Origin of the sequence: Aphanizomenon sp. CS-733/32, assembly GCF_028330045.1 — a bacterium.
Lineage (GTDB): Bacteria > Cyanobacteriota > Cyanobacteriia > Cyanobacteriales > Nostocaceae > Dolichospermum > Dolichospermum gracile.
On the sequence record NZ_JAQMSE010000197.1, the window covers coordinates 1 to 10,174 of the forward strand.

Genomic DNA, 10,174 nt, shown 5'->3' on the forward strand with positions numbered 1-10,174 from the left:
CTTTATTTTGCCAAGCACTTAATATTTTCTGTCTTATATCAATCGAATATGCTGCTGCCATACATCTCAATTATTTTATTTTTTTTACATCTTTAAAGTTTACCATCTTTGTACCGCGTTTGATCTCAAACTGCTGTATTTGACAGACTACTAAGCTGTTGTGCATTTAGTTTGTATAATTCTAGCGGGCAAGATGCCCGCACCACAAAGTTCAAGTAAATTATGGTTATCAAATTTAGCTGCGTAACAGCTTAGTACAGAAGTAGTCCGTAGAGGCGCAGGGTCTGCGCCCAGTCAGGAATCACAAGGAAGAAGGAATAAAAATTCCCAATTACCCAACTAAATCGGGAAACACTTCTTGGACAGCAGGATGTACAAGACGATGATTTTGGACGTTTAAACCTTTTCCTAGGACTGGGTTAATGTCTAAAGCTTTTAGTCCCAGATTTGCTAATTGGACGGTATAGGGTAAGGTGCAGTTGTTGAGGGCTTGTGTGGATGTCCAAGGAACTGCTCCTGGCATATTAGGAACGCCATAATGCACAATTTCCTCATCAATGTATACCGGTTTAGTATGAGATGTAGGATGTAATGTTTCAACGCATCCACCTTGATCAACGGCGACATCTACAATCACTGAACCGGGTCGCATTTGTCTAACTAGTTCACGAGATACGAGAATGGGGGCTTTTTTACCAGGAATTAAGACTGCACCAATGAGTAAATCGGCATCTTTGACGGCGGCTTCAATATGGGCGGAGTTGCTGTAAAGTAGTTCTACTCTCGAGCCAAAGAGGGTTTCTAGGTAGGATAGACGTTCTACGTTGACATCTAAGATTTGCACCATTGCACCCATACCGACGGCGATTTTAGCGGCTTCTGTACCGACGACTCCACCACCTAAAATTACGACTTTACCAGCCTTGACTCCGGGGATACCGCCTAAAAGTACGCCTCTGCCTCCTTGTTGACGTTCTAGGAATCTTGCGCCAAATTGTACGGCTAACCGACCAGCAACAATACTCATGGGGGTGAGTAAGGGGAGTTTATTTGCTCCTGGTTGTTCTACGGTTTCATAAGCGATCGCACAAGTGCCACAATCAATTAAATATTCTGTTAACTGGCGATTCGCCGCTAAATGTAAATAAGTAAATAACAATTGCTCTTTTTGCAAGAATTGATACTCACTTACCAAAGGTTCTTTTACCTTAACAACTAACTCCCGATTCCAAGCAGCATCAGCAGTATTGACAATTTCTGCACCAGCATTGCGGTAGTCTTCATCAGTAAATCCCGCGCCAGTACCGGCTTTACTTTCTACAAAAATATTATTACCATTTTCCCGTAATACCCGAACACTGGAAGGACTTAAACCCACTCGAAATTCTTGATCTTTAGTTTCCTTGGGAACACCAATTTCCATTGATAGCCTCTTATTATTTGATTGTTTCACTTTAGCGTGCCAGTACCTAGCTGATTATTTCCGTATTCAGTAATTCAAAATGCCAAATTTTTATTCCTCCTCACGCCACACCTTGACTAATTCGCCAGTCTTCTTACAATGGATAAAGAATAATTAAAAATTGTTAAGTACCGACGACCATCTTCAGCAATTTACTTGAAAAATCTCTGTAAATTTTTGTTTGCCAATTATCAACAAAGGAATCACTGATTATGACACAACAACAACCAACCATTACCCCCAAATTAGAAGACCCCAAGTTTGGCTTCAATGAATATGCTGAACGTTTAAATGGTAGAGCGGCAATGATTGGCTTTATTTTCATGATAGTAATTGAATACGTTACCAATCAAGGTGTACTTGCATGGCTTGGTTTAAAGTAGACTTCTAATTTGGGGTTACTGATAGCTTGACAGACCAATAGTCTAATAAAGTATGAATTGGGTGTAGAGACGTTCCATGTAATGTCTCTACATTAGTTCTTAGTGGATTTTTGTCCTCCCAGTCTGTCTCCCCAAATTAACTGACTGGCTCAGTCCTAGTACAATAGAAATAACTGTGATGATCCTCGAAGCAATCACTTCTGTGGGTGTTAATTACCCTACTCTCTTTTTTGCCAAAGGAAATTACAATCATTTATGCTATTATTTGCCTTTGATGAAACAGACAAACTGTAGTTGGGATATTCTGAGTAAATTTATACAAAAACTCTAATTGGAACTAAGTAAGCTGTGATGAATGCCGTATTACCCCGTTTTTTAAAGTCAGCCTACCGCAAAGAACCTATCATTAGTGCGTTGATAACAGTGGGAACAATAGATGCTCTAATTGGTGGTTTGGATGATAGTTGGTCACTTTTCACCTTTGGTTTAGGAACAGCCGGAATAGCCCTCGTCTTTAAATTATGGCGAATGCAGCAACGTCCAACTTTACCAGAAGAACCTGTTGCACAATATTATTTACCTCCTCAGTCTTCCGCTGACCCTTTGCCTGTATTAAAGGCTTCTAAGAAGAAACCCCGTCAGTAGTAAAACTAATATAAATTAGGGCGGGGAAACCCCGCCTAATAACCAATGAATAAATTACTCGTAGTAGCGACAGGAAACCCCGGAAAATTGCAGGAAATGCAAGCTTATTTAGCTGATTTTGGTTGGGAATTAGCTTTAAAACCGGAAGATTTAGATGTGGAAGAAACGGGAGAAACCTTTGCGGAAAATGCTTGTCTGAAAGCCTCAGAAATTGCTAAAGTTACGGGTAATTGGGCGATCGCTGATGACTCTGGTTTAAAGGTAGATATCCTCAATGGTGCGCCAGGGGTGTATTCTGCTCGTTATGGAAACAGCGATACAGAACGGATTGAGAGGTTATTAAGAGAATTAGGTGATCAGGAAAATCGTCAAGCTCAATTTGTGTGTGCGATCGCAGTTGCAAATCCTCAAGGAGAAATAGTAATTCAATCTCAGGGTATTTGTCACGGTGAAATTTTGTTTGCACCTTCTGGAGATAGTGGTTTTGGTTATGATCCGGTTTTTTATGTACCAGAGAAACAATTAACTTTTGCCCAAATGACAGCGGATTTAAAAAAATCCATCAGTCATCGTGGTAATGCTTTAAAATCTTTAGTTCCCCAGTTAATTAAAGTTTTGAGTTGATAAATTAAGAATTGAATCACCTTAACCTGATAATGAGAGTAGATGCAATCATTTGTAAATTGATAAAGGTAGGTTACAATTCATGGCGTATTCGTGGTTTAAAGCATTTCACATTGTTGGCTTTGTGGTTTGGTTTGCGGGGTTATTCTATCTAGTGCGGTTGTTTATCTACCACGTTGAAGCGAACTTTGAACCAGAACCGGCAAGAACGATACTGATTCTTCAGTATCAAATCATGGAAAAGCGTCTTTACGATATTATTACCACTCCAGGAATGTGTGTAACGGTAGCAATGGCTATGGGAATCCTATCTACAAACATGGAACTGTTGCAAGAACCTTGGTTACATTTCAAATTAGGTTTTGTAGGGATTTTAATTGGCTATCATTATTACTGCGGTAGATTAATGAAGCAGTTAGCAGCAGGTGAATGTAAGTGGACTGGTCAACAATTACGCGCTTTCAATGAAGCCCCGACGCTGTTATTAGTGGTAATTGTGATGTTGGCTACATTCAAGAATAACTTACCCACAGACCTCACCGCTTGGTTAATTTTTGGTTTGGTGATTTTCATGGCTGTGACTATTCAACTTTACGCCAAAATTCGCAGACGCAACCAAGAAAAGCTCACAGGACAATTAGAAAAGGAGTCAGGAGTAAAAGCTTTTTAGTTGGCTTTAACAGGAGATAAGAATAGTATCAAATTCCAGAAAGTGATAGGTTTTTAATGGTTTCAATGCTTATTCCTTGTACCTAATTCACTTTTTTAACCCGGAGACTCTTAATATATCTAGGTTTTCGGTTTATATGGCTAACGCGCTACGCTATCAGCAAGCCCTATTTATGCTAAAGTAGTCGGTTTTAACGGACTTTAGCTTTGAGAAAGGGAATTTATTCCCTGGCTTGAAGGGACATCAATTGACGTTAAACTGTAACTGGTTGACGAACTTCTACTGCTTCTCCTGTTAAACTAAAAGCGCGAACTTCGGTAATTTTCACCTTGACTATTTGCCCTTTGAGGCGATTAATATCACCAGTAAAGAATGTCAGCCGATTCCCCCCAGTTCTTCCCATGACTTGATTTGTGTCTTTGGTATTTTGAGCTTCTACTAACACTTCTTCAATTCGACCAAAATAACGTTGCGATCGCTCTGCTGCTTTGATATTAACTAAATGGTTCAATCTTTGCAAGCGATCGCTTTTAACTTCCTCGCTCAGTTGATTATCCCACAAAGCCGCAGATGTGCCAGGACGAGGTGAATAAACCGCAGTATTCACTAAATCAAACCCGATATCTGCCACCAATTGCAAAGTATTTTCAAACTGTGTTTCTGTCTCACCAGGAAAACCCACAATCGCATCAGCACTAATTGACGCATCCGGCATATACCCTCTAATAGTATTAATAATCCGGCGATATTTTTCCTGAGTATAGCCCCGTGACATAGCTTTTAAAAGCTCATTATCCCCAGATTGAAAAGGAATGTGAAAATGTTCGCAGACTTTAGGCAACTCTGCACAAGCTTTAATTAATCTTTCCGTAAAATAACGCGGGTGACTAGTAGCAAATCTTATCCTTTCAATACCCGGTACATCATGGACATAATACAGTAAATCTGTCAATGTATGCAAGTGACGACCTTCAGCCGTAGAACCAGGTAAATCTCGTCCGTAAGCATCAATATTTTGACCCAGGAGAGTAATTTCCTTATATCCTTGTTTTGCTAACTGTTCAATTTCCGCCCGAATTGCTGCCGGTGTCCGGGACTGTTCCACACCGCGCACATTGGGAACAACGCAATAAGTACAACGTTCGTTACAACCATAAATAATATTGACCCAAGCAGTCACCTGACTATCCCGACGTGGTTGGGTAATATCTTCAAAAATATGCACTTCCTCGGTAGCGACAACTTGATTACCAGCAAAAACCGACTCTAGCAAATCTTTGAGACGGTTAGCGTGTTGGGGTCCCATTACCAAATCCAATTCTGGCACACGCCGCAGCAAAGCTTCACCTTCCTGTTGGGCAACACAACCAGCAACAATCAAAGTTAAATCAGGTTGTTCCTGCTTGCGTTTGGCTTGTCTACCTAGATAAGAATATACTTTTTGTTCCGCATTATCCCGAATAGTACAGGTATTGTAAAGAATTACATCTGCTTGGTTTGGGTCATCTGACCATTCAAAGCCCATGTCTTCTAAAATACCAGCCATGCGTTCAGAGTCTGCCTTATTCATTTGGCAACCGAAGGTGATAATGTGGTAATGGCGATTAGTAGTCATCGGAAATTACGCTTAGTTAGTAATGTATATCAAGTCTGTTTTCTATTCTTGATAGTAATTTTATCTTATTTAGGCAACATTTTCAGGAGTATGCAGTTTGCAGTGGACAATGCAAATGTGTGTCCCAATATTTCGACGAAAGCACCCAGTCTTCTGTAGCACACGAAAAAGGTTTCAAACACCCCCTTAAACCCACGCAGGTGGGTTTCGTCTGTGTAGCCGCGACTATTTTTTAAACATCCTCTAGACAAATTTTAACTTGTTTTGCCAATACTCTCACATTCGGTTCATTGAGAAGAGAAAGATGAGAACCAGGAATATACTTAATATCTAAATCACCTGTAACTATCTCACCCCAACCAAAGTGGGAATCATATTCTAAACCTATCGCCTCAGTGCGATTTTCATCTCTCGTACGGAAAAGAGTTAGTTTCCCCGAATAAGGTCGAAATACATAGGCATTCAAAGCTTGTTTAAGAGCATTTGATATTTCTAAATACTTTTTATCTTCAGGGAGAATGACATGAGAACCAGTCCGCAAATAATGATTGCAAAGTTGTTTCGCATTGTGATGAACTTGTTTGTACCAACCCTTAACTTTATGAGCAAAATATTTATGTCCACGTCGAAAAATATGATTAATATGCAACACAATTCGCCTCTTAAATGATAACCGTCGTTCATAACCAGGACGACAGGTATCTAATATCGCTAAAAGAGCGACTTCTTGACCTTGACTAAGAATTTGTTGGGCTATTTCATAAGCAACAATACCACCAAAGGAATATCCTCCCAAAAAATAAGGTCCTTGGGGTTGAAGAGTCTGCATTTCTCGCAGATATTTTGCAGCCATATCTTCTACCCGTAGTAAAAAAGGCTGTTTTCCATCTATTCCTTGAGGTCGTAGTCCGTACATAGGTTGGTCTAACCCTAAATGTATTGCTAAATTGCGATAACATAATACTTCTCCCCCCAAGGGATGAATCATAAATAAAGGTGGTTTTGTACCTTGGGGTTGAATTTCTACTAAAGATGAATAATTAACTTTGGCAGTATTTTCTAAACCTGATTCTTGATAGATAAGTTGAGATATAGCTGCTATTGTTGCCGTAGGAAACAAAGCCGTCAAAGGCAATTGTTTACCAAATTTACGTTCTATATCTGCAAATAATCGAACGGCTAATAAAGAATTTCCTCCCAATTCAAAAAAATCATCTTGAACACCAATAGGTGCAACACCTAACAAATCTTGCCAAAGTTTTATTAACTGACTTTCTATGTCATTATGGGCATTAACAAAACTTTCTGTCAATTCTGGCTTAATTAAGTTAAATGCCATTAATCCTTTTCTATCTAATTTACCATTAGGTGTTAATGGCAAGGCATCTAAAAATACAAAAGCACTGGGAAGCATATATTCAGGTAATTTATCTTGTAAATATTGCCGAATTTTTTTAGCCGTCGGTGCTGGTTTTTGTTGAGGAACAATATAAGCTATGAGACGTTTATTTTCTGGACTATCTTCACTAGCTATAACTACAGCTTCTTTAATATTGCTAATTTTCAGCAATTCCATTTCAATTTCTGCAACTTCAATGCGGAAACCTCGGATCTTTACCTGAAAGTCTTTTCTTCCTTTATGAATTAAACAACCATCTGGTTGAATACAGCCTAAATCACCTGTGCGATAAATTCTTTTTTTACTATTTTCCCTATCTGGTGAAAATACAGCTTGAGTTAATTCTGGTTTTTGCCAATAACCCAGAGCTAAATATTCACTTTTGAGGGCAATTTCTCCAATATTGCCATTTTTAACTTCTACTCCCCCTTCATCTAATAGCACTACCTCCATATCTTCAACTGCATAGCCAATAGGTACGATGCTATTGGCAATTTTCGTATCTTTATCAATTATGAAATTAGAGAAAGTTCCTGCTTCTGTTGCGCCTAAACTAGCATATAAAAGACAATCTGAAGAAAAGTATTTTTTGTAATTTTCGACATCCCTAATTAATGTAGCTTCACCACCTAATTTAACGAGGCGAATTTTAGGAAACCATTCTGTACCAGTGAGAGTATCTACAAAATGCCGAAACAGCGTTGTAAATGAATGATAAATTGTAATTTCCGATGTAATCAACCAATTAACTAAATTAGTTAATCCCTGTTCTTTGACATTAAATGAATAGAGACTAGCACCATTAAGTAAAGTGTAAAAAATACATAATATGCCACCTAAAGCACTACAAGAATAGAGAAAAACTACCCTGTCTTGATGGTTAATTAATAAGGTTTTTGTGTCATTCATACAGTAATGCAAAGCATTACGATGGTTCTGTACAACTCCCTTGGGTTGACCCGTTGAGCCACTGGTGTAAATTATATAAGCTGGTGCTTCTGGTGATATTTTGATGGCGGGATTTTGGCAAGAATGATAACTATCAATATTGTCTATATTGAATAATTGACAATTATTCATCGTAGCTTGGCTGAGTTTTTTTGCCAAATCCAAATTGAGATTATTGGTAATAAATGCAACGGTTTGAGCATCTTTAATAATATAAGCCAGTCTATCAAGGGGAAATGTGGGATCTAAAGGAACAAAGATCTTACCTGTTTTTAATACTGCCAAAATACTCGTAATAAAATCTGCACCTTTTTCCAGTAGTAATACAATTACTTCTAATTTGTTTCCTCTTTGTTCAAGAATTTGATTTGCTAACCGATTAGCATTTTTATTTAGCTGTGCATAAGTGAGAGTTTGATTCTGGGTTTTGATAGCAATATGATCTGGATATTTATTAACTTGTTTTTCAAATCGGCTAGATATAGACTGTTCAATCTCAAATTTAGGAAAGTCTATAAAGCCTTCTGGTGAAGGAATTAGACGATTGCAAATAAGTCTTTTCGGGAATAAGGTGTGAGGAATTGCAGAGTAAACATTATTCATGGCTATATAAACTTGATTGAATTTTTGGTAAAAATCTAGCTTTCTAAATAGAGTTGAGGTAGAAAATCATCTGTTTTTAATTTATTGCCATTGACTTAATTAATGATTTGCATTGATAAAAACAAATGGTACGACAAATTATAATAACCTGCCATACTCAAAGGGGATCTTTCATAAAATCTTTATCTATACTTTGTTTAAAGAAAAAATGTATAGAAATTAACTAAAGTAATGTATAATTGTAGATAGTAACATAAGTTGCTAGTTACAAATATTCAGGTTTATTTCTCGATTAGATCCCCCCTCACCCCCCTTAGAAAGGGGGGAAATTAATCAAAGTCCCCCGATAACTTGGGGGATTTAGGGGGATCTAGAAGGCTTATAGTTATAACTAGCAACTTGGGTTAGTATGTTTTTTAATTGCGATCGCTCTCTAATTGATCAATGACTCTTTGTAAATACCAATCATCTGACATTCCCGGATAATGATATTCTTGTTGTTGAATCAAGCGTTTGGCAATTTCCCATTGTCCCCCCACTAACCGCAACAATCGCTGACGTAAAACTTCATATTTCTGATGATTAATTACAGGCTGGGATGTTTGAATTTTTTGTAACTTATTTAATACCTGTTGATAATTTTCCCAGTCTTCTTGTTCACAATAAATACTCGCTGCTTTTTGATAATCGGCTACAGCCTTTTGGATTTCTTCTAACAATGTATAGGCAAGACCACGATTATAGTAAGCTGGAGCATAATCATGATTTATCTGCAATGCTTGATTATAATCTTGAATTGCATTCAAACAATTACCCATTTCTCGATAAATATTACCTCTAGCAACATAAACTAAAGGATCTTCAGGCTGCATTTTTAAAGCTTGGTTTAAATCCGATAATGCCCCTGGATAATCACCGATTTGGCAACGGGCTTTTCCTCGGTTACGATAAACAATGGCATCTTGAAAATCCAGTTTCAGCGCTTGATTAAAATCGGTAATTGCTTCTCGATAATTACCAAGTTTGCATTGAACTACGCCGCGACAGCAATAGGCTTGAGCATCTTGGGGATCAGCTTTTAATACCCAGTTTAAATCAGCAATCGCTTCTCTAGTTTCTCCCTGTTCTGCCTTTGTTAATAATTGCTGAAAATATTGATTAGTGGAGGTAATAGATACAGCTACAGACTTATTTATTTGTTGTTCTGGTTTTTGAGGTGGTTGTAATTGTTTAATTTTTTGCAAACAACTTTGACATTTTTCCTTATCTTTTTGTTCTAGATATAATTCGGCTGCTTTCTTAAAATTAAAAATAGCATCTTGAATATGTCCCTGTTTGCGTCGGACAATCCCCCGTAAATCATAAGCAGCAGCATCATCAGAATCCAGCCGAATTGCCCTTTCTACATCCTCCAAAGCACCAGGAAGATTTTTTAATGCCAATCTGGCTAAAGCCCGAAAATAAAAGGCTTCTCGACTATATTCATCCAGCTTTATGGCTTCAGTATAATCATAAACAGCTTGGAGAATTGCCCCTGAATCATAATATGCTAGACCCCGTTGAATATATGCTTGACTAAACCCAGGATTTTGTTGAATAGCAGCGGTAAATTCTCCTATCGCACCCGCATAATCTTTTTGTTTAGCCTTTTCTAATCCCCGGTTATAAAATTCTTCATTCATATTAAGTAGGTAGGCAAAAATAAATAGAACTATGTTAAGTAAGTTAACAGATTTTGAAATTGGCTCGTAGTTAGGGCTTTAGCCCTACTTTCAGGTCTAAAGACCTTACTACAAACCTTTAATTATTTACGTTACTCTACTTA

The 10,174-nt window shown here is 37.8% G+C and carries 8 protein-coding genes; 4 read left to right on the plus strand and 4 right to left on the minus strand.

The window, feature by feature from the left end:
* Window positions 1–331 precede the first annotated feature (331 nt).
* A complete protein-coding gene (gene ald, locus PN471_RS15620; protein ID WP_271777639.1) occupies window positions 332–1,423 on the minus strand; it encodes an alanine dehydrogenase in 1,092 nt (363 codons plus the stop codon).
* Window positions 1,424–1,674: 251 nt separating this feature from the next.
* On the opposite strand from ald, the gene PN471_RS15625 reads away from it, so the two are divergent.
* The 4 genes from PN471_RS15625 to hemJ all read left to right on the plus strand — a co-directional run bounded on the left by PN471_RS15625 (window position 1,675) and on the right by hemJ (window position 3,784).
* Complete coding sequence (locus PN471_RS15625) at window positions 1,675–1,845, plus strand: chlorophyll a/b-binding protein (protein WP_193890586.1); 171 nt, start codon at window positions 1,675–1,677, stop codon at window positions 1,843–1,845.
* Window positions 1,846–2,196: 351 nt separating this feature from the next.
* On the plus strand, window positions 2,197–2,490 hold the full coding sequence (locus PN471_RS15630) for a hypothetical protein (protein WP_193890583.1): 294 nt from the start codon (window positions 2,197–2,199) through the stop codon (window positions 2,488–2,490).
* A 45-nt stretch (window positions 2,491–2,535) separates the two neighbouring features.
* Complete coding sequence (rdgB, locus tag PN471_RS15635) at window positions 2,536–3,114, plus strand: RdgB/HAM1 family non-canonical purine NTP pyrophosphatase (protein WP_271777640.1); 579 nt, start codon at window positions 2,536–2,538, stop codon at window positions 3,112–3,114.
* An 82-nt stretch (window positions 3,115–3,196) separates the two neighbouring features.
* Window positions 3,197–3,784 carry a protoporphyrinogen oxidase HemJ gene (gene hemJ, locus PN471_RS15640; protein WP_271777641.1) on the plus strand — a complete coding sequence of 196 codons (588 nt, stop codon included), beginning with the start codon at window positions 3,197–3,199 and terminating at the stop codon, window positions 3,782–3,784.
* A 253-nt stretch (window positions 3,785–4,037) separates the two neighbouring features.
* On the opposite strand, the gene miaB is transcribed toward hemJ, so the two are convergent.
* The 3 genes from miaB to PN471_RS15655 all read right to left on the minus strand — a co-directional run bounded on the left by miaB (window position 4,038) and on the right by PN471_RS15655 (window position 10,031).
* Entirely contained in the window at window positions 4,038–5,399 is a 1,362-nt protein-coding gene (gene miaB, locus PN471_RS15645) for a tRNA (N6-isopentenyl adenosine(37)-C2)-methylthiotransferase MiaB (protein ID WP_271777642.1), read from the minus strand.
* A 232-nt stretch (window positions 5,400–5,631) separates the two neighbouring features.
* A complete protein-coding gene (locus tag PN471_RS15650) occupies window positions 5,632–8,349 on the minus strand; it encodes a non-ribosomal peptide synthetase family protein (RefSeq protein WP_271777643.1) in 2,718 nt (905 codons plus the stop codon).
* 416 nt (window positions 8,350–8,765) lie between these two features.
* Window positions 8,766–10,031 carry a tetratricopeptide repeat protein gene (locus tag PN471_RS15655; protein WP_271777644.1) on the minus strand — a complete coding sequence of 422 codons (1,266 nt, stop codon included), beginning with the start codon at window positions 10,029–10,031 and terminating at the stop codon, window positions 8,766–8,768.
* Window positions 10,032–10,174: the final 143 nt, after the last annotated feature.